We start from the raw sequence: 24108 nt of genomic DNA on the forward strand, positions 1-24108 counted from the left end.
AGCCCATGAGCGTCTTGAACTTTCCCCGGATCTACCTCAACGGCCATATGTTCTGGAACCCGCCAACAGCCAACAACAACGACGTGTATCCACTGTATGACGCCGTGAAGATGCAGATGAACTGGCCGTTCCTGTCCTACTACGACATCAACGACAAGAACGCCAACACCGAGCTTATGCCCTGGAGCATCGCCCCACTGGCTTATGCAAACGTCCCCGATTATGTGCTCCAGGTACCAGGTAACGGCGACCCCACCCACTATCCGATGATTCCCGCGGAGTGGGACCTGTTCGGCGACAACGCCTGTGGCACGGTCGACTACAACCCCACCCATTCGGTGATCATCGGCGGCGAGTTCCAGGCCAACAGCTACATCGACCAGGACTCGCTGATCCGGAAGAACTTCCAACTGCTGGGCAACCCCTTTGGCAGTAGCGCACCCACTCCGGCACGCTTTGTCGATGTCAGCCCCTGGCAAAACACCTTCACCGCCTTGTACTTCGACAAGCTGGTGCTGGGGGACGAAAACTGCGGCCTGACCCTGAACCGGCAATACCGCATGCTCGATCGCTTCCTCAACTTCAATTGGGGAGCTTTTGGCGGCCTCAACTACGTCACCACCACCTGGCAGACCTGTTTCTCGAGAGAGAATCTGCAATGGGTGGTGAGCGATTCAAAGCTGCTGCAGACCCTGCAACAGGAAATGATCAAGCAGAACGCCAAGGGGCTGATGTTCAGGTTCAGCACCTACCTGACCTTTTACGACAAGAACCAGATCTTCAATAATTATCCCAAGGTGGACACTCGCACCCAGAGTGGCCAGGCTGATCTGCAGGCGATGTATCAGAAGGGCCTGGACAACGTCGCCGACATTTTCTTCAACCCCGCTTATAGCCGCACCGCGGGCACCTTGGGCTTGTGGTTCGAAGACGAGTTTCCCACGGCGCCGGCCGGCCGGCGCTTGGTGGCCAAGAATCCGGTTCCGCTCCAGCCTCACATCAACCCCAAAGCCCCAACCAGCATGACCCTGGGAGTGATCAGCGCCGAAGTCCACGACAGCACGCTGTCTCTGGACCTGGGCAATACCTTTCCGTTTTATCCCCTCACGGACAGCGTTAAGACTATCCCGGTGGCAGAGAAATTTACCGCGGGCAGCTATCAAGTTGGGGTCAGGGAGAACAATGGTCCCTTCCAGTCCGTGGCCAGCTTCGGCTTCGAGCAGTATCAGCAGGCGGCCTTCGACAAGCGTGCCGGGCTGCTGGATCTACCTCTCAGCACCGATGCCCAGAACCTGTTGCAAAAAGGTCGCCTGGAGTTGCAGTTGCAGGCCAGCCCCAGCGTAACGGCCGCCACCCAGCAGCAATGGACCGCAGAGGTCATCGAAAGCGGCAGCTTCATCGATGTCGGCGACAACCGCACCCTGAACATCATGGTGCAAGAAAATGGCCTGCCCGCGAAGGCCGGTGTCGGGCTGTGGGTCGCTGAATATGACAACGCCTTCATGCTGACCACCAGCAACTACTACATGGCGTTCAGCAACCAGGCCAACTTCAAACTCTTCGATGACTTTCCGTCACATCGCGAGGATAACCAGGCCGCATTGCCACAGTTCATCGACAGCGAGGCGGTCGCCAGTTTCCGGACTATCGGCAGTGGCCGCAAACTCAAAGCGATCCTGAAACCTGCCAGCGTCCAGGAACTGGAGCAGGGAATCCCGGTGAACTATCAGGATTACCTGCAGACCCCGGCCGCGGTGAACTTGCGACCCTGCCTGCAGTTCAGCAACGCCACCGCCATGAGCGGCACCCTCAACGACAACCTGAGCGACACGGTGAACTACAGCTTGGTGCGTATCCAGACCAACGACCAGGGCATCGCTCAACTGACGGTCAAAGCCGTGGCCCCTGGTTTCCCGACCCTGCGTTTCTTTATCGAGGAAAACGGCAAACGTCCGACGATCCCCTTCAGTTTCAGCTTCTTCGACGCCTACGCCGACTTCCTCTCGCCGTTACGCGTACTGCCCCAGGAGCCGCTACTGCAGGGGGAGTTCATCAGTTACTGGAACGAGATCTACAAGGATAAGAATGCCGGCGTGCGAATCTGGAACGAATTCATCTTCCCGCGCATCTTGCAGCCCTTCTATTACCTCTACCCGATCATGAACAAGTTCATGCCGCTCAATTCGCTGCAGCGCATCGAAGGGGCAGTGGACCAGTTGATCAGGCTGATCAGCAAGCCGTACCAGGAGGAAAGCACCCTGGCGATGCCCATTACCCGGGACATGCCCCAGAGCCGGCGCAACGTACTGGAGATCTGGGCCAGGGACCTGGTGAAACAGGGCTATCCGCCAATGCCACTGAACCCGGCTGACTACCCGCAGACCTGATCCCTCAACGTCACGCAAAGGAGCTCCGGGTGGCCTGTAGGGCACCCGGTTTTTCAAAGGAGTGTCAGATGAAATCCCGAATCCTGAATCGCCTGCTGATGGCTGCCGTGCTGTTGTGTGGCAGCCAGACACTGTGGGCCCAGAAATACCCCGACAATGTCTACTTCAACATGGGCGTGCACAACACCAAGGGTTGCAACGCCCTAACCAATAACTGCATCGCCAAGCGCCAGGCCGGTGAGCCGGCTGACCCTCTCTTTCCGGCGACCTGGGTCAGCAACTGGACCATGTACCGGGTCACCGCCAACTATGAAAAGAACCCGCCGCCCTACAGCAACCCGCCCAGTACCCTGCAACCTTCCGACTACACCGTGTCTCAAGGCACCAGCTACTACGACAACAATTATGTCCCGGCCGACAAAGACGGCACTGGGGCGATGATGGAACACTACGAGAAGTACTGCCTGCCGATCTTCCCGATCAAGGACAACAACTACACCTGCTCCTTCATTTCCCTGGGCAACAAGGCCTACTTTCTCACCTACCCCGAGGATCGGCCCAAGGACATGCCAGCCTGCTGCATGTTCTCGCCGATGAATCACCCGCCGCGCCAGGATTTCATCAAGCACCTGCCCTATAGCGCCGCCCGCAGCCAGCATCTCGATGCCAGCGTGCAGGCCTACGCGTTGGAGATCCCGGTCAAACCTAGCCCGATCCTGTTCGGCTATGCCTTCAACAAACAGGCCACCAGCGACGGGCCTGGACAACCGAGCTACAAGCACCCGCAGTCGTTCTACTTCTCCGGCGATACCAGCATCGCCAACGCGCCTATCGTCAGCCAGAACTACGTCAACTTCCTGATCGCCAAACCGGACCCGGCAAAGACCTGGGACCTGGTGGCGAAGATGTGCCCAGCCAGCCCACCCGACTGCCAGCTGTTCGTACCGCCGCCATCGCTGGACAACGGCGCCCGGCCACAGTGGAACCAGCTTCTGCAATCCCAACCCTGAACCCTGATCATGATGAGGGATAGCCATGAACAGACTATTGCACTTCACCTTGCTGTTTCTCGGCCTGGCGAGTCTGCCGGCGCTGGCCCAGGCGGCCCAGGACATCGACCTGAACTGCCATCCGCCAAGCGCCGCCCCTGACGCCAGTGCTGGTCAGGAGGCGTTCGATCGCTACAGCTGGCAGATGTTCGTCGCCCTGAACTGGCCCGCTCAGACGGGGCAGCGCGGACAGCCCGACTGTTCGGCGGCCCTGGGCAGTCGCGGTCAGACGGTCTGGCAAACCTACAAGGGGGTGCATGAGATCTTCCTGCCTGAAGGGCGGTCTCCCGGCCCCTGGAACTCGCCACTGCTGGCCAAGAAACTGAGCCTGATCAACATCGCCGGGCGAAAGAACATGGCGACCGCAAACTCCGACAACCAGGCCGTCGGCGGCTGGCTGATCGACCAGAACGGCAAACCCACTTACTACGAGATTGCCGCCAACGAGCTCTCCTACAACTACATCGTTGCCAACCAGTTCTACAACGCCGATGTCGTGGCCAAGGCCGGCAACATTACATTTCCCAACGCAACCAGCGAGATCAAGTCCAGTTGGCGGGTGCTCACCCAGCAGGATGACAGCAGCCGTTACCTGCAAATGCCGGCCAAGATCACCACCTACAACGACAAGGGCGTAGCCAATGGCACAGAGCAAGCCACGCTGGGCCTGGTAGGGCTGCATATCGTCAACAAGGCCGAAGGTTACCCCCAGTGGATCTGGTCGACCTTCGAGCAGGTCGACAACGTACCGCCCAAAGTCCAGTCAGGAAACCAGTGGGTCAATCAACCGGTGCCGGGGGTGAAATACTCCTATTTCAACGTCAGCGCCCCCGCCAACACCCTCAACCAGTCCCCCTGTGACTGGACCCTGCAGAATGGCCAGATGACCTGCGTGCCCAAGGCGGGGATGAGCTTCACCACGCCCAATCCGCTGGACCGTTTTACCCCGCTGACCAAGGCCACGACGAAGCTCAACAGTCAGTTTCAGTCGGCCCCGCAGGTACAGGCTTCGGTGTTCAAGTACTACCAGTTGATCACCACCCAATGGAGCAGCCCACCCAATCCTGGCTCGCCCTCGGGCCAATTGACTCCAGAGCTCTCGGCCAACGTAACCATGGAAAGCTACATCCAGCCCAGTAGCAGCTGTACAAACTGCCACTCCATGGCAACGCCGATCAACAATCCGCACAAGTCCGACTTTTCCTACCTGTTCAAATTCGCCAAGTCACCCAGCAGCCTTTCCATCCAGAACAAGGAGTGAATCATGAGTATTCTCAACGGCCCGCGGCTGAATTTCTGGGGCGGGATTGAATCCAATGTGAGCTTGCCGAACAACTCCCCCAGCATTCCCGTTGGCAAGGAAACGCTTCAGCTCTTCAACCTGACCACCTCGACCGTGGCACCGCAGGCCCAGCCCTACAGCGACGACGAGCTGAACAATCTGATGAACTCCCCCAATGGGGACTACTACACCGCAGGCGGCTGGAACCACTACGGCCAGCATGTTGTCACCCTGGACAAAGTCGCCATCAGCTCCCAGGGAACGCCCGGCGATATCAGTACCGAAGGTGACCTTGTAGGCGAACCTATCTATCTGCTGGGCTCGGTGGACCCAGTCACCGGCGCGGCGCCAGTGACCGGCCCAATGATGGTCGACCTGGATCCGACTGGCAGCACTACTAGCCAGATTTTCATCGGTGGCCTACAGATCGGCCTCGGCACGCCTCCGCAATTGCTGATTCGAGGCAACACGGTGTGCAGCAGCTATGACCTGGCCTTGCGGATCATCGATCCGGAACAGGATGCCCCGGGCTCCAACCGTATCAGCGGCAGTTTCCAGGTGACCTTTCCTCGCGAGCAGATCATCAGCTACAACAAGGACAACAGGCTTCTGCGCTCGATCATCGAGGCCCCCGGCGCGACAGGCGTAGTCGTGCGCTTCGTCATGTTCGAAATGTGTCCGAAAATGACCACGCCTCAGCTGGACGCCGATTACGCCGCCCACCAATACACCTCCAATCCAAGTATTGGTCGTGTGGTCGGGACGCTGGCCCCGGCCTTTGCAGGAGAACCACTGATCGTTACCGCCGGGCGCCAGCTGCTCAATCCATCCACAGGCAGCGCAGGCTACGCAAGCGTGCTGAAGAACAATCTGCTGAGCATCGACATGCTCAACATCATTCCCAAGCAGGCCTTCCGCAGCGTTCGAACCGACAACACCTCCCCCATCGGTCCCAATGCGAACTTTGGCCCGGTCGCCATTGCCGTTGGCTCCACGACGCTGAGTACCCTGGACCCCCTCGACCCACCGCTGTCGAATTACTACGTGTATGGAGGCATCGTTGACCTGCCGTTGACTGGCGAACAACAGCAACTGGCGAGCCTGGAACCGCTCTCCATCAGCGCACCACTGACGCACTACGACACCTCCGGCGACACTCCCATCCCTATCAATGTGGCCGCGACCGAGCAGCTCTATCGCCTGAGTTCGGATCAACGTAACGTCTATCTGGATGATCACCCCCAGGGCATCGAGATCACTCTGAACTTGAGCCAGCTGGGACGCCCCGTGACCAAGGACACGGTGATCACAATCAGCCCCGGGCCCTCGAACCGCTCGAAGACAGCGCCCTACCTCAACAAACAATATTGGGACTTCCTGACATTCGAGCCCAAGCAAACGGTCAAGGCAGGCCAATCCAACGTGACCTTCAAGGTCAACCTCAAGCCAGGCTCCGAGGCCCAGGCCGGGTTTGCCACCTTGACCTGTACAGTCGAAAACGGGCACTCCAATGGTTTTTTCATCAACCTGCGCAAGTTCGCCCAGACTGACTTCGGTATTGCCTCAGGCAGCACCCTCACCTGGGACCAGGTGTATCAACATGTACTGCGCTTTCACTACCTGGCCTTCCCCGCCATGTCCCGCTACATCGCACTCAATCAACAAGACGCCGTCTGGGGTGCGCGCCAGATGATCCTGGCGCGCACCTCGCAGGTGTACAACGGCACCACCTTGTACATGCCAGTGGTCCACTCGATGTCGCCCAGCCAGCGAGCCCTGCTCAAGTGCTGGCTCACCAGTGAGCCCTGGCAACCACTTAAGTGATGGGGTCGATCTAACTGCGATGGAGAATCTGTATGCCGATTGCATTGCTTATCCCTAGCCAGCCGCAGGAAAACCTGCGCCCCAGCAGACTCGTGGCCGAGGGATTGCTGAATCCCCGAGGCCTCTGCCTGCAAAACGATGGCAGCCTGCTGCTGGCCGAAGCCGGCTCCGGGCTGCCGGACCAGCCGTTCAGCGGCCGTATCAGCCGACTACGCCCCGACCCGCAAACTCCAGGCGGCTACCTGCCTGCAGAAATCCTGGCCCAGGGCTTTCGCTCGATGAACATGCAGTCACGCATGCTCCGCGATGAAATCATGGGGTTGTCGGATATCGCCTCCGGGGGCGGGCGCTGCCTGGCAAGCCAGACCGATTACGTCGCCGGTTCAAAGCTCCTGGACCTGCAATACAGCCCGCCCGAAGCGCTGTTCCACAGTCGCGGCAATCTCAACTCATTGTGCTACCACCCTTCCCGCGAAAGCTGGCTGGCGGTCAAGCCCGATACCAACCAGTTGGTGGAGTTCACCCAGGACGGCGAGCAGGTCCTGGCCCAACTGCCCGATCTGGACCAGGGCCAGGAAGCCGTCCCCGTGACCCTGGTGCACGAGCCGCAAACCGATGCAGTGTTGATCAGCCTGTTCTCCGGTGAGCTGCGCCGGGACCCTGCGCGGATGGGCATCGACTTCGCCGAGAAGGCCGGCCAGGTGATCCGGGTCTGGCCTGACAACGGCAGGATCGAGGTACTGATTCGCGGGCTGCAACTGCCCACCGGCCTGACGCTCACCGCGCAAGGCCAGATCCTGGTGCTGGAACTGTGCGACCGGCTGTTGCAGCCTTTGCCCCCGGAGTGGTCCGGCGAGGTATTGCACGGCGGCTTCGCCCGTTTCAGCGGACGGTTGCTGCGCTGCGACCTGCAGAGCCGGAAGGTCAGTGTATTAGCCGTAGGCTTGGACACACCGTCCAACCTCTGCAATTTAGGGGAAGCCGTCTTGATCAGCGAGGGCATGGGACTGAGTGGCCGCCTGATCCCTGCCCCAAACCAACAGACCCAGCCCCTTAGTGGACAGTTGCGGTATGTGCAACTTTGATTCTCGCCAGATCTGTGCTCCCCGGACAACGTAAACATCGGCACAAAAAAACGGGGCCATTTTCATGGCCCCGTATCTATTTGTTACCGAAGGGTCTTGAGAAGTAACCAGATCGGCCCCGAGTAGGTAAAAATCGCAGCAGGCAAAAGACCAGCGTAACCCTGCAGAGGGGTTGGCCAGTGTGCTTGCGAGTCTATGCCATCAGTCTATGGTTCGTGCACGACTCAAGGATGGCAAGACAGTGATCACCGACGAAAACAATTTCCCAGACGGGCATCAAGAAGCATCATCAGGACGCTTATGAAGTTCGTAGAGCTTGAACGGTAACTTCAATAAAACCAAAAACAGATTGGTGTACACACCGTTGCTTCGGCAGGCGTTCACTATTTCCCGATTCAACTTCAGGCTGCTTCTCAAGCCCGCGGTGCTAGCACCTCCTGAGCGCATGCGCACCAGCACCTGGCTGAGATACGAATAGCTGAGGCGATGAATCAAGAAGAGTCGGACAAAGAACTCGTAGTCGGCAGATATCTTGTACCTCAAGGAATACATACCTATTCGTTGGTAGGCAGATTTGCGAATGAAACTCGCCGGATGGGGCGGCATCCAGCCAAATCGCAATTTCCAAGGAAAAAACTGGTTACCTCGATAAAAGCGCGTTATTTTCCGCAGGTTATCGGCATTAACGAAAACCACGTCGCCAAAAACAATATCGCTGTCAGGACGACGCTCAAATGCTTCTACTACAGAGGAAATAACCCCGATCTCCTCGTAAAAATCGTCGGAGTTCAGAATGCCAATGACATCCCCGGTAGCCAAAGCCACACCCTTGTTCATGGCGTCGTAAATACCCTTGTCCCGCTCGCTGACAAACGCACTGATACGTTGGCCATATGATTCAACAATCGCCTGCGTACCATCCGTTGAACCACCATCGACCACGATGTATTCAATGTCGGAATAACTCTGCGACAGGACAGACTCTATCGTATCCCTGATTGTCGATGCGCTATTATAGCAAACCGTAATAATTGATAACTTCAAGATTACCCCTTACTTACGACCATAGACATCTTCAAAACGAACAATGTCGTCTTCTCCCAAGTAAGAACCCGATTGAACTTCAATAAGCTCCAGCGGAATCACACCCGGGTTTTCTAGTGTGTGGATCTGCCCTATTGGAATATAAGTCGACTGGTTTTCAGTGACCAAGTAGGTCTTCTCTCCATTGGTCACCTTCGCCGTGCCACTCACCACAATCCAATGCTCAGCTCGATGATGGTGCATTTGCAATGAAAGCTTCGCACCCGGCTTAACAGTAATGCGCTTTACCTGATAACGACTACCGTTGTCGATTGAGTCATAGACCCCCCAAGGTCGATAGACCTCACGGTGATCAATCGACTCTCCACGCCCTTCACTCTTCAGCGTGTCGACAATCCTCTTCACATTTTGTACATGGTCCTTATGTGCCACCAATACGGCATCTTTGGTTTCCACAATGATCAAGTCATTGACACCTAAGGCACTGACCAAACGGCTTTGCGAGTGAACCAGGGTGTTGCTAGTTTGCTCGACCAAGACATCGCCATGACAAACATTTCCTTGAGCGTCCTTGTTTCCGACCTCCCACAGTGCCGACCAAGAACCAATATCACTCCAGCCTGCATCCAGCGGCACTACCACCGCATCCGCTGTTTTTTCCATGACCGCATAGTCGATAGACTCTGAGGGACAATGTGCAAACGCCTCGCGCCCTACCCGAGTAAAATGCATGTCCTGCTCGCCCGCGGCTAGAGCACTACGACAGGCAACGAGAATATCGGGGCGAAACTTCTCCAATTCATCCAGATAGCGACGGGCACGAAACATAAACATGCCGCTGTTCCAGAGATAGTTACCACTGGCCAAATAGGCTTGCGCTGCGTCTATATCTGGCTTCTCTACAAAGCGAGCGACTCCGAACCCCGAGGCATCCAGAGCATCCCCCTTCTCAATGTAGCCATAACCCGTTTCAGCCTGTGTCGGGACAATACCGAAAGTGACGAGTTTTCCAGCAAGCGCCAACGGCAGTGCCTGTTGAATACTCTGCTGGAATGCCACAATGTCTCTAATCAGATGGTCTGCAGCCAACACCAACAACACAGGATCCGACTCTCCGCTGCTCGTTTGCAGGGCAGCCAGGGCCAAGGCAGGTGCAGTATTACGCCCCATTGGCTCCAAAAGAATGTTGGCATTCTCCATTCCCATGCGCCTTAGCTGCTCTGCGGCTAAAAAGCGATGCTCTTCGTTACAGATAAGACGTGGCAGCTCAACATCGAGCCCTTCGAGACGAAGGATCGTAGCCTGCAGCATCGACAATTCACTGTCGGTCAGACAAAGAAACTGCTTGGGATTAAGCTGGCGTGAAAGTGGCCAGAGCCGAGAGCCGGAACCACCGGCCATAATTACCGGAATCAACATTTAATCATCCCTCGCATTCAATTCGTTGGGTGTTTCGGCAGAGGGAGAAACAGCGATCTTCAACATGGATTGCGCTACCGTTTCCCAATCTTTAGGAATCGCCTTGAGCTGCTCGCTCCAATCTGGCCAATAACCGGTAGTAAGTTTCTCATGCAACTCATTTACCGCATGCTTCAAAGAGCCGGCATCATCGACCTGAAAGTATATGGCTTCATCGCCACACAAGACGCGCGCATAAGGCAGGTCCGGGCAAATGATTGGCAAACCTGCAAACATCGCCTCGACTAACGGAAAACCATAGCTCTCGTCTCTAGAGAGAAACAGCAAACCATCCACGCTCTCGTAAGCATCAAGCATCTGGGATGCGACAAGACGATCAACACAACGTAACCAGGGTATATATGCGGCAGGATTGCTTTTTGCTGCCAGCGTAATTACCAGGCTCTCAATTGGCCAGTTTCCAACATCAGCCTGGTCTATGGCCGCCAGCAAACGATGGTTTTTATGTGGATAACCCGCGGCTGGATAAATCAGTCGTAGCGGCGCCTTTAGCGCTCCCTCTCTACGTTCTCGTTTCAACCCCGACTTCAACAGCCACGCAGGAACAGGCTGGGCAATGACATGCACTCGGGAATGCAATGAAGGATATGAGGAGATCAAAGCATCACGCATAAAGGTTGTCTGGACAATCACCGCCTGCGCATAACGAATATTCAAGCGAAAGACCAACCGGAGTAACGATCGCTTCAAGCCCGTCACACTCCAGGCTTTTTTTCTGGTGTACAAAAGGTGTGGTGTCTGTACGAAGACCGTTTGAGGAGCCCTGCAACGGATGGGCAGGTCACCCATTACCAACAAGGGCACCGCACTGTCAAAGCGACTTCCAGGAAGCATGCACTCAACCAGGCGAGACAGAGCGTTTGGCAGATAGCGTCGATAGTGGATACGTCGCACCAGAGGATCTGAACCGGTGTATGAGGCCAGCTCGCCCCGATCAGGCAGATACGTCTCTACTACTTGAATACCCTTGTTGCCCTCCAGTGCAGGCAGCAACGAGTTGAGCAACTGTATAGCTCCAAGACCTGCAATGTTGGTCAGGTGTACACGAACGGATGCTTTATGAAGCGGCATGGTTACTCCTGATACCAAGGGGAGGGAGTCCGTGCCTTATCCGCCGGTCCCGCACGCAAGACAGCCAGCATATAATTCGCCGCGACGCTGGGCTGTATGGCCTCGGCCGCCCGGCTCGTGGCTCGGCGCATCGCCAATAAGCGCTCCGGATCACGCCCTAAGTCCGTCAGCACATGCTCCAGCGCCTGCGGTACTGTCGAGCTGAATACAACCCCTGCGCCAAAGCGCTCGACCAGAACGCCCGCGCCGACCTGATCGCTGCAAACCACGGGCACGCCTGCGCAAAGCGCCTCATTCACTACAACTCCCCAGCCATCGTAGCGACTAGGTAAAACTAGCAGATCATAAGCCCCAACCACGGCTTGGGTCCCACCAAACGGGATGGTTCCCCGGTAGTGGATTGTTCGGCCATCAACCTCGAACTGGGAGGGGTCACCTGGTCCGTAAATATCGAGTTCGACAGGAAAACGTAGCGCCCTGACCGCACCGATAAGCTGGTCAAGCCCCTTGCGACCGATTAGTGCACCAACAAAGACAATGCGGAAAGGTGATGAGCCTGTATCCACTTCCAGCCGTTGCTTGGAGATAGTCCCAACGGAGGGAACAAAATAACCAAAAGAAAACAGTTTCTCCCTGGGCACACCCGCGTTGGCATATTGCGAAACAGCTCGTCGAGAAATAGCGAATACACCTGACATCCGGCGCCGGAGCAAGAGCACATACAACTTGTAGAGATAGGGTCGCAACGATGCCTTGATGCGTTCGGCACTCAACGAACGATCATTGAAATATCCTAGGGCGATGGGCGAATGTGGCTCGGAGATAATATAGAACTCCACTCCCAAGCAGACAGCCAGCATCCAGCAGTAAAGCATTTTCAGGTTCTGGAAGGGGCTGCCAAAGAAATGCACATCACGCCGATGCTCGCGCATTTTCCTGTAGCAATAGGACAGCGATCCTTGCTGAGGAATAAGCCGTCTTTCAATCGACTCAACCTGGGTATCCCTCCAGCCCTGAGAGCGACGGGTCTCGTCCTCCATAGTAAATACATAGGCCAGAATCGGGACCTGAGCTTGATACGACAACTGCTCGTAGGTGAACGCCTGATGATCCGTCAATACCGGCTGCCACGTGACGAACAAAGAACATTCAGTCATGGCTGACGACCAAAGAGAAAGTCAAGTACGGTCGGGCCGGCCAATTGCGGTGCGCAACGCTGGAGAACAGCCTGCTGGCCTTGCCGAGCGCAAGCCTGGCTCTTTTCAGGGCTCTCGACGATATCTCGTAACAAGATCATCAACTCCTTGGGGTCGTTTTGGGTCAAATAGACAGCCCCCGAACCAAGCACCGCCTTGACATCACTGATATCAGTACTGAGGACCAGAAGCCCCGCTTCGGCGAACTCAATAACTTTGGAGGGAAAAGTGGTATCGGCCAGCGGGCCGCCTACGGGTTTCAAAGCCAATCCGACACTGCAACGCCCAAGCACTTCCGCATACTGGGCATCCGTCGTACGGCCATGCACAGTGATCTGCGGCACTCCCTTCTCTCCTGCCAATTCTTGGAGAGCAGCAAGAGCCTCACCTTTTCCGGTCACTTCAAAGTGGAGTTTACTTGCCCACTCACTCCCGTCCTGACGCATTAAACGGATCGCCTCGATCAGCAGATCGGTGCCAGTATCGGCGTTGAGTGTCCCGGCCATAAGGACAGATTGCCTGACCTCGACAGGGCGAACACTAAAAATCCTGGCAGAAGTCGAGCCGTAGTAACAAAGCACCGGTCGTATCTTTGTCATACCCGACAGTGCACTACAGGCCAGCAAGGCGCCCTGTGAGCACAGGGAATCGTAAAGCCATCGAATGGCACGCTCCTTGAAAGCTCTCGGTCCGCCCATCTGTTCCGGCCCCAGGACTTCACCATCTTCAAGGTCGAGAAACCGCATGTATCTCGTCATCCGAGCCACAAACAACATCGGTAAATAGGCCGTCATGCGATTGTAAAAAATTACCGCCTTCTTTTCGTTGGAGGATAAGCGAAACAACGTACCGATCAAAAAGAACAGAGAGAGAAATTGAGAAAGGAATCGAATGTGTGAAAAAGGAGCATAGACAATAGGTACACCGCCAACCCTTTTGACTTTACGCGAAAAATAAGTAAACGAACCGTTTGCCCGTCCTCGACCGAGACTCAAGATACAAGGACGTGCGCCAGCTTCTCTTAGTGCCTGGCACAGCATGATTACCTTGCGAGAAGCAGCAGGGCTGTCGCTGACAATACTTCTTTCGAGACGCGTTACGTCATCCAGCGTATTGCAGACCACCAAGACCAATGGCCTTTTCATGACAACTGCCTCTTCACGACCGCTGGTACACCAGCCACCATCGTATTGGCTGCGACATCGCGCGTCACAACAGATCCAGCGGCGACGACGGCCCCATCTCCAATAGTGACACCGCCCAGCACAATACTCCTAGCACCTAGCCAACACCCGGTTCCAACTGTAATCGGAAGCGCAGTACCTTTTCCGGCCCGCCTCTGGTGGGAACCAATTTCATGACTGCCCGGAATAAACTCAACACCATGACCAATGTCGCAACGTGCCCCCAATCGAATATCAGCATCGCTGTGGGTGTGAAAAACAACGCCTGGACTCAACCAGGTTTCCTCACCAATACTCAGGCGCCCTCGACCATAGATCCACCCGCGACCACAGAACCTCACATCCGTATGTATCTCGACTCCGGCCAGACGCAATAGCATCGCCCTGAAGGAAAAAAAACGGGAAGGCGGCAAAAAAGACAGCAAGATGTTGAATAAATGCCTGATCATAACTACCGACTAACGTTCAACGGAGAGCTCCCGAAAACGGGAACACCTTCAGGGAAAGGAAAAACGCGCAAGAGCGCAAACTCTGAAACAGGGCTACTTGCGCGCGACAACCGACTTATCGTGAACGAGCGTGCAACACGTTCTCGGAAAACCATCTGTACGCATCATGCAGCCCGTCCTCCAAGCTGACACTGGCACGCCAGCCCAACAGACTGAGACGAGAGACATCCATCAGTTTTCTCGGTGAACCATCTGGTTTACTCGAGTCAAAGACAAGGCGACCTTTGAAGCCTGTCACCCTGGCAATCGTTTCTGCCAATTCGCGAATGCTACAGTCCTCTCCGGTCCCGACATTGATGTGGGATAGCATCGGTTGGGTATGCTCTCTGTATTGCTCTTCAGCGAGTTCCATGACATGAACACTGGCACTGGCCATGTCGTCGACATGCAGAAACTCACGCATCGGCGTCCCACTTCCCCAGATCACGACCTCCTCCACCCCCTGCGTCACCGCATCGTGGAAACGACGTAGAAGCGCGGGAATGACGTGAGAGTTTTCCGGATGAAAGTTGTCATGCGGCCCATACAGATTTGTCGGCATGACACTCCGGTAGTCACGACCGTATTGACGGTTGTAGCTTTCACAAAGCTTGATCCCAGCGATTTTTGCAATAGCGTATGGCTCGTTGGTCGGTTCCAGAACCCCCGTTAACAAGGCGCCTTCAGACATGGGCTGCTGAACACCCACCGGATAGATGCAAGAGGAGCCCAGGAACAACATCTTCTGCACATCATTGCGATGAGCAGCTTGAACAATGTTTGCTTGCATCATCAGGTTTTCGTAGATGAATTCGGCAGGATAGGTGTTATTCGCATGAATTCCACCAACCTTGGCTGCGGCAACATAGACCTGCTGGATATTCGCGGTACGGAAAAAATCCTCTACCGCACGCTGATCCAGCAGGTTCAATTGAGCCCTGTCGCAAGTGACAATATCCGTATAGCCCAATGCTTGCAGACGACGGACAATGGCCGAGCCAACCATCCCCTTGTGCCCTGCGACAAAAATGCGCTCGCTCAATTGACGTGACATCTTAGTTCTCCAGCGACACCGGCAAATCGTAGCCATGGTTCTTCAACAGCGCATGCCGTTGGGCAACCTTCAAATCCTCGCGGACCATTTCGGCACACATTTCCTGAGCTGTAATTTCCGGAACCCAACCCAGCTTGTTCTTTGCCTTAGTTGGATCACCCAACAAAGTCTCGACCTCCGCAGGACGAAAATAACGCGGGTCGATGCGCACCAAGGTGTCTCCGACCTTGACAGCAGGAGCCTTGTCGCCAGAAATTGCCTCAATGACCCCGCGCTCTTCCAAACCACTGCCCTCGAAACGCAAGGTGATACCCAACTCGGCAGCAGACCAGCAAATGAAATCACGGACGGAGTACTGAACCCCCGTGGCAATGACGAAATCTTCTGGTACATCCTGCTGCAGCATCATCCACTGCATACGGACGTAGTCCTTGGCATGACCCCAATCACGCAAGGCATCCATGTTCCCCATGTATAGGCATTGCTCAAGTCCTTGGGCGATGTTCGCCAAACCACGGGTAATTTTGCGTGTTACAAACGTCTCGCCACGACGAGGCGACTCGTGATTGAAGAGAATTCCGTTACAAGCATGCATACCGTAAGCTTCGCGATAGTTCACTACGATCCAGTAGGCATACAACTTAGCTACCGCATACGGTGAGCGCGGATAGAACGGCGTGGTTTCCTTCTGAGGGGTCTCTTGGACAAGACCGTATAGTTCAGAAGTAGAGGCTTGGTAAAAGCGAGTTTTTTTCTCAAGGCCAAGCAAGCGAATGGCTTCAAGAATGCGAAGGGTCCCCATGGCATCGACATCGGCCGTGTATTCCGGCGACTCAAAGCTCACCGCGACATGCGACTGAGCACCTAGGTTGTAAACCTCGTCAGGCTGCACTTCCTGAATGATGCGGGTCAAGTTCGAAGAGTCGGACAAGTCACCGTAATGCAGGATGAAGCGCTGATTATCAACGTGAGGATCTTGATAGATGTGATCGACACGCTGAGTATTAAAAGAGGATGCGCGGCGCTTGATACCGTGAACCTCATAGCCTTTTTCCAGCAATAATTCAGCCAGGTAGGAGCCATCCTGGCCGGTGATCCCGGTGATCAGTGCTTTTTTCAGGGTCATTTCTAAGTCCTAGAACTCTTTGAATGTGTGTTTAATCGGCGAATGTGCATTGACTCGGCACTTAGCATGCTGGCGATAACATCAGGCATTGTCGTTTGCATCCTCCCCCCAAAACGTACTCGGCCTTCGAGGTATCCGCGCGATTGACCATAGGCTGGAAGGTCAAAATAATACCTTCGACGGCTCGCAGTGTTCTCTCCCGCCCAGTCACAGCAGTATGAAGACTTCCGATACGAGGCCGCCAGCCTATGCGTATTTTGCCAGTAGAGATCATGAAATCGCCTGCTTGCTTACATTGAAGCACCCGCCACATTGCATCAACTTACTCTGCTCCCACGCGATAATTATCGACCCGCCAAACGACGAGGATTTTGCTGCAACAACGTAGGGGCTGCGCGGATGAACAGAATTATCATGAGCGCTATGTTTTAGTGACAACACAATTTCGAGACACTAAATATTTACGTTCTACCCGCAAATTCTTTAACCAATATAAAAGCGAAGCCAGATCAATGGCTTCGCTCCTAATGTTTACGCTAACGAAAAGCTGCTATTCAGAACGGAATATCGTCATCGAAGCTGTCGAAATCCGGGGCCGGCTGCGGAGCGGCCTGCTGTGGCGCTGGACGCGACTCGCGCTGTGGCTGCGGAGCAGGACGGGACTGCTGAGGACGCGGTGCCGAGTTGGACATGCCGCCCTGGCCTTGCTGGTCGCCCTGAGGACGGCCGCCCAGCAGCTGCATGGTGCCCTGCATGTCGACGATGATCTCAGTGGTATAACGCTTGATACCGTCTTTTTCCCACTCGCGGGTCTGCAGCTTGCCTTCGATGTAAACCTGCGAACCTTTACGCAGGTACTCGCCGGCGATCTCCGCGACCTTGCCGAACATCGACACTCGGTGCCATTCGGTGCGTTCAACTTTCTGACCGGTTTGCTTGTCGGTCCACTGTTCGCTGGTGGCCAGACTCAGGTTGGTCACGGCATTACCGTTAGGCAGATAGCGAACTTCGGGATCCTGGCCGCAAGTGCCGACCAATATGACTTTGTTAACCCCACGGGCCATAACGTTCTCCTAGGCTTCGCTCGCCGACGGCGCTGGATTGACCAGCTGCTCGAGGGTCGCGCGATCCAATAATTCGGTGTCCAATTTGATGTAAATGGCGGCCTCTTCGGCCACTACTACGGCATCTGTTACCCCAACAACGGCCTTCAGGCGCTCGACCAGGCCGGCTTCGCGGATCGCTTCGGGCGATAACGGCAAGCGCAGGCTCGTCACATACGGGGGCTCGCGCATGGTAACAGCAAAGGCCAGCCAGAGTGCAGCCAGGACTGCGCATCCGAGGAACACAACCGACAAACCGCCATGCTGGAACAACCAGCCGCCGAGGATGCCGCCCAGTGCCGATCCGAGGAACTGGCTGGTGGAGTACACCCCCATCGCAGTGCCCTTGCCGCCTGCCGGCGAAACCTTGCTGATCAACGACGGCAGAGACGCCTCCAGCAAGTTGAATGCAGTGAAGAACACTACGGTGCCAATCACCAGCGCACGCAAGCTGTCGCCGAACTCCCAAAAGAATAGCTCGGTGAGCATCAGCGTAGTGACCGCGCCGAGTAAAACTCGTTTCATTTTGCGTTTCTTTTCGCCGTAGATGATGAACGGGATCATGGCGAAGAAGGAAATCAGCAGCGCGGTAAGGTACACCCACCAGTGCTGCTCTTTGGGCAGGCCGGCTTTCTCCACCAGCGCCAGCGGCAACGCGACAAAGCTCGACATCAACATCGCGTGCAGCACGAAGATACCCAGGTCGAGGCGCAGCAGGTCGGGATGCTTGAGTGTGGGGATCAGTGCCTGGCGCGCCACGCCGGACTCACGGTGCTGCAAGGCGCCAGTGGAGCGCGGCACCATGAAGGCGACGATCAGAATGCCCACCAGGGCCATAGCGCCGGTGGCCAGGAACAACCCGGACAGGCCAAAGCTGCGGGTCAACAGCGGGCCGACCACCATGGCCACCGCAAAGGACAGGCCGATGGTCATGCCGATCATGGCCATGGCCTTGGTGCGATGCTGCTCACGGGTAAGGTCAGACAACAGCGCCATTACCGCTGCAGAGATGGCCCCGGCGCCCTGCAGGATACGCCCGGCGATCACCCCCCAGATCGAGTCGGAATTGGCCGCCAGCACGCTGCCCAGGGCGAACACGATCAGCCCCAGGTAAATCACCGGACGACGACCGATACGGTCGGAAATGATCCCGAAGGGAATCTGGAAAACCGCCTGGGTCAGGCCATAAGCACCGATCGCCAACCCGATCAGGGCCGGGGTCGCTCCTGCGAGATCCATTCCATAGGTCGCCAGGACCGGCAGTACCATAAACATGCCAAGCATACGGAAAGCGAACACCAGGGCCAGACCGCTTGCCGCGCGGGTCTCGCTGCCACTCATGCGTTCGCTGTGGGGATCGTGCATGGAAAAACCTCGTGTGAACCGGCGGCGATTCTACCAGTCCGATCGATTGAGGGGGTATATGGCGACGCTTTGCCGCGCAGCCCTTGCCTGCGACCGAAAAAGCACCGCGGGATAGTGTGCATCCATCCAGTGTTTAGTTTTATACTCCTGCCTTTACGCCCGCCGATCGAGGCCACTTTTGGACAAGATTCTGATTCGTGGGGCCCGCACCCACAACCTGAAGAACATCGACCTGACCCTGCCACGGGACAAGTTGATCGTCATCACCGGGCTGTCTGGGTCCGGCAAGTCGTCCCTGGCTTTCGACACCTTGTATGCCGAAGGCCAGCGCCGCTATGTCGAATCGTTGTCGGCTTATGCCCGCCAGTTCCTGTCGATGATGGAAAAGCCCGATGTCGATACCATCGAAGGGCTGTCGCCGGCGATCTCGATTGAACAGAAATCCACCTCGCACAACCCCCGCTCCACCGTCGGCACCATCACCGAGATCTATGACTATCTGCGTCTGCTCTATGCTCGTGTCGGCACTCCACGCTGCCCGGATCACGACATCCCGCTGGAAGCCCAGACCGTCAGCCAGATGGTCGACCTGGTGCTGGCCCAGCCCGAGGGCAACAAGCTGATGCTGCTGGCACCGGTGATTCGCGAGCGCAAGGGCGAGCACCTATCGGTATTTGAAGAACTGCGGGCGCAGGGATTCGTTCGCGCACGGGTCAACGGCAAGCTGTGTGAACTGGACGAACTACCGAAGCTGGATAAACAGAAGAAGCATTCGATCGATGTAGTGGTCGACCGCTTCAAGGTCCGCGCCGATCTGCAACAGCGGCTGGCCGAGTCCTTTGAAACCGCATTGAAGCTGGCGGACGGGATCGCCCTGGTGGCTCCGATGGACGACGAGCCGGGAGAAGAGATGATCTTCTCCGCGCGCTTCGCCTGTCCGATCTGCGGTCACGCCATCAGCGAGCTGGAACCCAAACTGTTTTCCTTCAACAATCCGGCGGGCGCCTGCCCGACTTGCGACGGTCTGGGGGTCAAGCAATTCTTCGACATCAAACGCCTGGTCAATAGCGAGCTGACCCTGGCCGAAGGGGCAATCCGCGGCTGGGACCGGCGCAATGTCTACTACTTCCAGATGCTCGGCTCACTGGCGGCACATTACGGGTTCAGCCTGGAAATACCGTTCAACCAATTGTCTGTGGATCAGCAGAAGGTCATTCTGCACGGCAGCGGCAGTCAAAACGTCGACTTCAAATACCTGAACGACCGGGGCGATATCGTCAAGCGCTCCCACCCGTTCGAGGGCATAGTGCCGAACCTGGAGCGCCGTTACCGCGAAACCGAATCGGCCACAGTGCGCGAGGAACTGGCCAAGTTCCTCAGTACACAACCTTGCCCGGATTGCCGTGGCACTCGCTTGCGGCGCGAAGCGCGGCACGTCTGGGTCGGTGAGAAAACCCTGCCGGCGGTCACCAGCCTGCCTATCGGCGACGCCACCAACTACTTCGGCACCCTGAAGCTAACCGGGCGCCGTGGTGAAATCGCCGACAAGATCCTCAAGGAAATCCGCGAGCGCCTGCAGTTCCTGGTGAACGTCGGGCTTGACTACCTGACCCTGGATCGCAGCGCCGACACCCTGTCCGGCGGAGAGGCCCAGCGTATTCGCCTGGCCAGCCAGATCGGCGCCGGCCTGGTAGGGGTGATGTACATCCTCGACGAGCCGTCCATTGGTCTGCACCAGCGGGACAACGATCGCTTGCTGGGGACCCTGAAACACCTGCGGGATATCGGTAACACAGTAATTGTCGTTGAACACGACGAAGACGCCATCCGCCTTGCCGACTATGTAGTCGACATCGGTCCAGGTGCTGGTGTGCATGGCGGGCGCATCGTCGCCGAGGGCACCGCCGCAGAAGTCATGGCGCACCCTGATTCCTTGACCGGCAAGTACTTGTCGGGCCGGGTGAAGATTGTGGTTCCGGCCAAACGTACCCCGCGCAACAAGAAACTGTCCCTGACCCTCAAGGGCGCTCGCGGCAATAACCTGCGCAACGTCGATCTGGAAATCCCTATTGGCCTGCTGACCTGTGTGACCGGGGTGTCTGGCTCGGGCAAGTCGACGCTGATCAACAACACCTTGTTCCCTTTGAGCGCCACAGCGCTGAACGGCGCGACAACCCTCGAGGCTGCACCTCACGACAGTATCAATGGCCTGCAGCATCTCGATAAGGTGGTGGACATCGACCAGAGCCCCATCGGTCGTACGCCGCGCTCCAACCCGGCGACCTACACCGGGCTGTTCACGCCAATCCGCGAGTTGTTCGCCGGGGTGCCGGAGTCGCGCTCCAGGGGGTACGGGCCTGGCCGCTTCTCCTTCAACGTCAAGGGTGGGCGCTGTGAGGCCTGCCAGGGCGATGGCTTGATCAAGGTCGAGATGCACTTCCTGCCGGACATCTATGTGCCCTGCGACGTGTGCAAGAGCAAGCGTTACAACCGTGAAACTCTGGAGATCAAGTACAAGGGCAAGAACATCCATGAAGTCCTGGAAATGACCATCGAAGAGGCCCGCGAGTTCTTCGACCCAGTCCCGGCCCTGGCGCGCAAGCTACAGACGCTGATGGATGTCGGCCTGTCCTACATCAAGCTCGGCCAATCAGCCACCACCTTGTCCGGTGGTGAAGCGCAGCGGGTCAAATTGTCCCGCGAGCTGTCAAAACGCGATACCGGTAAAACCCTCTACATCCTCGACGAGCCGACCACTGGTCTGCACTTCGCGGATATCCAGCAGTTGCTGGACGTTCTGCACCGACTGCGCGACCACGGCAACACCGTGGTGGTGATCGAACACAACCTGGACGTGATCAAGACCGCGGACTGGATGGTGGACCTGGGGCCGGAAGGCGGCTCCAAAGGTGGTCAGATCATCGCTGTCGGCACTCCGGAGCAAGTGGCGGAAATGCCGCAATCCTATACCGGGCACTACCTCAAGCCGCTGCTGATCCGCGATCGCGCCTGAGGCTCATGAAAAAGCCCCTGTCACTTCACGGTGACAGGGGCTTTTTTACATCTGGCGGTTAGCGAGTTTGCCACAGGAGCAAATCTGCTCTGGGCCCAACACTAACGCTGGCTGCAATCAGAACTGCGACTGCAGGTAGTTCTCCAGTCCGATGGACTTGATCAGACCCAACTGTTTTTCCAGCCAGTAGGTATGATCTTCCTCGGTATCCGCCAACTGAATTCGCAGGATCTCGCGGCTGACATAGTCCTTGTGCAACTCGCACAGCTCAATGCCTTTGCACAGCGCAGCGCGAACCTTGTATTCCAAACGCAGGTCGCTGGCCAGCATCTCCGGCACCGTAGTCCCGGTATCAAGATCATCGGGACGCATACGCGGCGCGCCCTCGAGCATCAGGATACGGCGCATCAGGGCATCAGCGTGTTGTGCCTCTTCTTCCATTTCATGGTTGATACGTTCATAAAGCTTGGTGAAGCCCCAGTCTTCGTACATCCGCGAGTGGATGAAATATTGGTCGCGGGCTGCCAGTTCGCCCGTCAGCAACGTGTTGAGGTAATCGATTACGTCCGGGTGACCTTGCATCGCCCTACATCTCCCTGCTTGAAAGTGGATAGTTTGAACCAAGCTGACTTGCAGGTCACTTAGAAACGAGTGAAAAAGTGAAGATTATCTGAGAAAAGTAGTTTAAATAACGCAAAAACCGCCCAAATGAGGGCGGTTCTGCTTCTTATTTAGACTTACTTGAGCGATACGCCCAGGACTTTGGCAATACCTTCGCCATAAGCCGGGTCTGCCTTGAAGAAATGCTGCAACTGACGCCCCACTACATCCGCAGTCACCCCAGCCATCGCACCGGCAATGTTGTTGATCAGCAGAGTTTTCTGCTCATCATTCATCAAGCGGAACAAGGCACCCGCGTGGCTGTAGTAATCAGTGTCCTCACGGTGATCGTAGCGATCTGCAGCGCCACTGAGCGCCAGTGCCGGTTCTGCGTAACGCGGCGCCTGCTTCGGAGCCTCTGAGTAGCTATTGGGCTCGTAGTTCGGCGCAGCACCACCGTTAGGCCCGAACGCCATGGCTCCATCGCGCTGGTAGCTGTTCACTGGACTCAATGGGGCGTTCACCGGCAGTTGCTGGTGGTTGGTGCCTACGCGGTAGCGATGGGCATCAGCGTAAGCAAACACCCGACCCTGCAACATGCGGTCAGGTGAAAGCCCCACGCCCGGTACCATGTTGCTTGGACCGAAGGCCGCCTGCTCGACCTCGGCGAAATAGTTCAGCGGGTTGCGGTTCAATTCCAACTCGCCAACTTCGATCAAGGGGAACTCTTTCTGCGACCAGGTCTTGGTCACGTCAAACGGGTTCTCATAATGAGCCGCAGCTTGGGCTTCAGTCATGACCTGGATGCAGACGCTCCATTTCGGGAAGTCCCCGCGCTCGATCGCATTAAACAGGTCGCGCTGGGCGTAGTCCGGGTCTGTACCCGCCAAACGAGCAGCCTCTGCTGGCGCCAGGTTCTTGATCCCTTGCTTGGTCTTGTAGTGCCACTTGACCCAATGCCGCTCACCTTTGGCATTGATCAAGCTGTAGGTGTGACTGCCAAAACCATGCATATGGCGGTAGCCATCAGGAATACCCCGATCCGAAAAGAGGATGGTTACTTGGTGCAACGCCTCAGGCGAGTGCGACCAAAAATCCCACATCATCTGTGCACTTTTCAGGTTGCTCTGGGGCAGACGCTTCTGGGTGTGGATAAAGTCGGGAAACTTCAACGGGTCACGGATAAAAAACACCGGAGTGTTGTTGCCGACGATGTCCCAGTTGCCCTCCTCGGTATAGAACTTGAGGGCGAAACCACGTGGATCGCGCTCGGTATCTGCCGAACCACGCTCACCGCCAACCGTGGAGAAGCGCAGGAAAGTCGGGGTTTTCTTGCCTATCGACTCAAACAGCTTGGCGCTGGAGTACTGCGTGATATCGCGAGAGACGGTGAAAGTGCCATAAGCACCCGATCCCTTGGCGTGCACACGGCGCTCGGGAATATTCTCACGATTGAAATGAGCAAGCTTTTCAATCAGGTGAAAATCGTCAAGAAGCAAAGGGCCTCGGGGGCCGGCGGAACGAGAGTTCTGGTTATCAGCGACAGGCGCGCCACTCGCTGTAGTAAGAACTTTAGTTTGGCTCATGCTCATTCTTCCTCTGTCAGTCTGGGAAACTGCCGGCTAATCGGCTGACAAGGAGTATTGACCATGGATGTTACAACATCCAATGCATTACACATTCGTTAACGATAGAAATATCTAATACATCCAACAACAAAAAACCGGGCACTAGGCCCGGTTTCTTGTTTCAGACTGA

The 24108-nt window shown here is 56.3% G+C and carries 18 protein-coding genes; 6 read left to right on the top strand and 12 right to left on the bottom strand.

Going from position 1 to position 24108, the window contains the following annotated elements; genetic code table 11:
* Nucleotides 1–5 precede the first annotated feature (5 nt).
* From GV819_RS13670 to GV819_RS13690, 5 genes are all read left to right on the top strand, one after another.
* Nucleotides 6–2387 carry a hypothetical protein gene (locus GV819_RS13670; protein ID WP_161756609.1) on the top strand — a complete coding sequence of 794 codons (2382 nt, stop codon included), beginning with the start codon at nt 6–8 and terminating at the stop codon, nt 2385–2387.
* 68 nt (nt 2388–2455) lie between these two features.
* On the top strand, nt 2456–3397 hold the full coding sequence (locus GV819_RS13675) for a hypothetical protein (protein ID WP_161756610.1): 942 nt from the start codon (nt 2456–2458) through the stop codon (nt 3395–3397).
* Between the two features lie 25 nt (nt 3398–3422).
* A complete protein-coding gene (locus GV819_RS13680; protein ID WP_161756611.1) occupies nt 3423–4697 on the top strand; it encodes a hypothetical protein in 1275 nt (424 codons plus the stop codon).
* Between the two features lie 3 nt (nt 4698–4700).
* Nucleotides 4701–6542, top strand: a complete 1842-nt coding sequence (locus GV819_RS13685; protein ID WP_161756612.1) for a hypothetical protein — start codon at nt 4701–4703, stop codon at nt 6540–6542.
* Between the two features lie 32 nt (nt 6543–6574).
* On the top strand, nt 6575–7627 hold the full coding sequence (locus GV819_RS13690; protein ID WP_161756613.1) for a hypothetical protein: 1053 nt from the start codon (nt 6575–6577) through the stop codon (nt 7625–7627).
* 276 nt (nt 7628–7903) lie between these two features.
* Here the strand turns inward: GV819_RS13690 and GV819_RS13695 are convergent, their stop codons facing one another.
* From GV819_RS13695 to GV819_RS13740, 10 genes are all read right to left on the bottom strand, one after another.
* Nucleotides 7904–8671, bottom strand: a complete 768-nt coding sequence (locus GV819_RS13695; protein ID WP_161756614.1) for a glycosyltransferase family 2 protein — start codon at nt 8669–8671, stop codon at nt 7904–7906.
* 9 nt (nt 8672–8680) lie between these two features.
* On the bottom strand, nt 8681–10090 hold the full coding sequence (locus tag GV819_RS13700) for a mannose-1-phosphate guanylyltransferase/mannose-6-phosphate isomerase (RefSeq protein ID WP_161756615.1): 1410 nt from the start codon (nt 10088–10090) through the stop codon (nt 8681–8683).
* Nucleotides 10091–11221, bottom strand: coding sequence for a glycosyltransferase family 4 protein (locus GV819_RS13705; RefSeq protein WP_161756616.1), 1131 nt, complete (start codon nt 11219–11221; stop codon nt 10091–10093). It lies immediately after the preceding gene.
* A gap of 2 nt (nt 11222–11223) precedes the next feature.
* The gene (locus GV819_RS13710) at nt 11224–12378 is read right to left on the bottom strand and encodes a glycosyltransferase family 4 protein (protein ID WP_161756617.1); all 1155 of its coding nucleotides are present in this window, start codon (nt 12376–12378) and stop codon (nt 11224–11226) included.
* Nucleotides 12375–13562: a glycosyltransferase gene (locus GV819_RS13715; protein ID WP_161756618.1), complete on the bottom strand. Its 1188-nt coding sequence runs from the start codon at nt 13560–13562 to the stop codon at nt 12375–12377. The genes GV819_RS13710 and GV819_RS13715 overlap by 4 nt, the downstream gene beginning before the upstream one ends.
* Nucleotides 13559–14050, bottom strand: coding sequence for an acyltransferase (locus GV819_RS13720; protein WP_161756619.1), 492 nt, complete (start codon nt 14048–14050; stop codon nt 13559–13561). Before GV819_RS13720 ends, GV819_RS13715 begins: the two co-directional genes overlap by 4 nt.
* Nucleotides 14051–14165: 115 nt before the next feature.
* A complete protein-coding gene (gene fcl, locus GV819_RS13725) occupies nt 14166–15143 on the bottom strand; it encodes a GDP-L-fucose synthase (RefSeq protein WP_161756620.1) in 978 nt (325 codons plus the stop codon).
* Between the two features lies 1 nt (nt 15144).
* The gene (gene gmd, locus GV819_RS13730) at nt 15145–16269 is read right to left on the bottom strand and encodes a GDP-mannose 4,6-dehydratase (RefSeq protein WP_161756621.1); all 1125 of its coding nucleotides are present in this window, start codon (nt 16267–16269) and stop codon (nt 15145–15147) included.
* 554 nt (nt 16270–16823) lie between these two features.
* Nucleotides 16824–17333, bottom strand: a complete 510-nt coding sequence (locus tag GV819_RS13735) for a single-stranded DNA-binding protein (protein WP_011063767.1) — start codon at nt 17331–17333, stop codon at nt 16824–16826.
* 9 nt (nt 17334–17342) lie between these two features.
* A complete protein-coding gene (locus GV819_RS13740; RefSeq protein ID WP_161756622.1) occupies nt 17343–18737 on the bottom strand; it encodes an MFS transporter in 1395 nt (464 codons plus the stop codon).
* A gap of 178 nt (nt 18738–18915) precedes the next feature.
* Here GV819_RS13740 and uvrA point away from each other — a divergent pair, with 178 nt between their 5' ends.
* Nucleotides 18916–21750, top strand: a complete 2835-nt coding sequence (gene uvrA / locus GV819_RS13745; RefSeq protein WP_161756623.1) for an excinuclease ABC subunit UvrA — start codon at nt 18916–18918, stop codon at nt 21748–21750.
* 117 nt (nt 21751–21867) lie between these two features.
* Here uvrA and bfr read toward each other — a convergent pair whose 3' ends face one another.
* Together bfr and GV819_RS13755 are read right to left on the bottom strand one after the other, a co-directional pair.
* The gene (gene bfr / locus GV819_RS13750; RefSeq protein ID WP_161756624.1) at nt 21868–22332 is read right to left on the bottom strand and encodes a bacterioferritin; all 465 of its coding nucleotides are present in this window, start codon (nt 22330–22332) and stop codon (nt 21868–21870) included.
* A gap of 155 nt (nt 22333–22487) precedes the next feature.
* Nucleotides 22488–23936 carry a catalase gene (locus GV819_RS13755; protein WP_161756625.1) on the bottom strand — a complete coding sequence of 483 codons (1449 nt, stop codon included), beginning with the start codon at nt 23934–23936 and terminating at the stop codon, nt 22488–22490.
* Nucleotides 23937–24108: the final 172 nt, after the last annotated feature.

This window comes from Pseudomonas sp. Fl5BN2, assembly GCF_009908205.1.
Taxonomy (GTDB): domain Bacteria; phylum Pseudomonadota; class Gammaproteobacteria; order Pseudomonadales; family Pseudomonadaceae; genus Aquipseudomonas.